The organism is Nocardia carnea (assembly GCF_029869215.1).
Taxonomy (GTDB): Bacteria; Actinomycetota; Actinomycetes; order Mycobacteriales; family Mycobacteriaceae; genus Nocardia; species Nocardia carnea_B.
In genome coordinates this window covers 1-1,785 of sequence record NZ_JARWPM010000006.1, presented here as the reverse complement: position 1 = coordinate 1,785, position 1,785 = coordinate 1, and the positions used below count along the sequence as shown (strand labels likewise).

At 71.0% G+C, this 1,785-nt stretch carries 2 protein-coding genes; both read left to right on the top strand.

Annotation, left to right across the window (positions count from 1 at the left end; all coding sequences use genetic code 11):
- Nucleotides 1–803, top strand: an 803-nt coding sequence (gene prcB, locus QH276_RS00090) for a proteasome subunit beta (RefSeq protein ID WP_432278776.1), incomplete at its 5' end; no start/stop codon positions are given.
- Entirely contained in the window at nucleotides 800–1,555 is a 756-nt protein-coding gene (gene prcA / locus QH276_RS00085) for a proteasome subunit alpha (RefSeq protein WP_280396977.1), read from the top strand. The genes prcB and prcA, both read left to right, overlap by 4 nt.
- Nucleotides 1,556–1,785: the final 230 nt, after the last annotated feature.

Sequence of the window (1,785 nt, the reverse complement as noted above, 5' to 3'; positions counted from 1 at the left end):
CCCCCCCCCCCCCCGCTCCCCACACAACACCCCCCCCCCCCCCCCCCCCCCCCCCCCCCCCCCCCCCCCCCCCCCCGGGTGCCGCGGGGGATATCGCGCCGCACGGGACGACCGTGGTCGCGGTGTCCTATCGCGGCGGGGTCCTGATCGCCGGCGACCGGCGCTCCACCCAGGGCAACCTGCTGGCGGGCCGCGATGTGGAGAAGGTCCATATCACCGATACCTACTCGGCGACCGGTATCGCCGGGACCGTGGGCATGGCCATCGAACTGGTGCGCTTGTTCGCGGTGGAGCTCGAGCACTACGAGAAGATCGAGGGTGTGTCGCTCACCTTCGACGGTAAGGCCAACAAGCTCTCGAAGATGGTGCGCGACAATCTGCCGGCCGCCATGCAGGGGCTGGCCGTGGTGCCGCTGCTGGTCGGTTTCGATCAGCAGGCCACGGATCCCGACCGCGCCGGGCGCATCGTCTCCTACGACGTGGTCGGCGGGCGCAGCGAGGAGCGCTTCGGTTTCACCGCCGTCGGCTCCGGTTCCATGTTCGCCCGCACCTCGCTGAAGAAGCTGTACAGCAAGGGAATCGACGCCGACCGGGCGTTGCGGATCGCGATCGAATCCCTGGTGGACGCCTCCGACGACGACACCGCCACCGGCGGGCCCGATCTGCTGCGCGGGATCTATCCCACGGCGATCCTCATCGATGCCGACGGCGCGGTCGAGGTGGCCGAATCCCGGCTGGAAGAGATCGCCCGCGGTATCGCCGCCGACCGCGAGGCCGCCGAGGAAGGGAGCGCACGGGCATGACCCTGCCGCTGTATGCGTCCGCCGAACAGATCATGCGCGACAAGACCGAACTTGCGCGCAAAGGTATCGGCCGCGGCCGCAGTGTTGTCGTACTCGCCTACGATGAGGGTGTCGTCTTCGTCGCGGAGAACCCGTCGGCCACACTGCACAAGGTGAGCGAGCTGTACGACCGCACCGGTTTCGCCGCGGTCGGCAAGTACAACGAATTCGAAAGCCTGCGCCGCGCCGGAATCCTGCAGGCCGATCTGCGGGGCTACCAGTACGACCGCCGCGATGTCAGCGGCCGCGCCCTGGCCAACGCCTACGCGCAGGCACTCGGCTCCATCTTCACCGACCAGCTCAAACCCTACGAGGTGGAGATCTGCGTCGCCGAGGTGAGCTATCCGGAGCAGGAACCGGAGTCGGTGCTCTACCGGATCACCTTCGACGGTTCGATCGTCGACGAGCGCGAATTCGTGGTGATGGGCGGCACGACCGAACCGATCGTCGCGGCGCTGAAGGAGTCCTATCGGCCGGGTCTGGACCTCACGGGAGCCATCCGGATCGCGGTGGAGGCCCTGCAGGCGACCGAGGGCACGGACAAGGAGAAACGGACCCTGGGCTTCGGTTCGCTCGAGGTCGCCACCCTGGAGCGGGCCCGTCCCCGCCGTGCCTTCCGCCGGATCGGCCGCCCGGCCCTCGAGCAGTTGCTGGGGTCCACCGGGTCCGAAGCCGACGCGGGCGAACGCGAGACCGGCGGAAAGCCGGACTGAGCAACCGCCCCCGGTGACGGGGTGCAGTGATTGTCGTGGGGGGGGGGGGGGGGGGGGGGGGGGGGCGGCCCCCCGGGGGGGGGGGGGGGGGGGGGCGGGGCCCCGGCGGGGGCCCGCCCCCGCCCCGGGGGGGGGGGCCGCCCGCCCCCGGCGCCGCTGCGGCGATAGCCCTGATCTGCTACCTCCTTGCCGGCCGAGAACAACTGGTGGTGATCGCGGTGGTGCTGTCC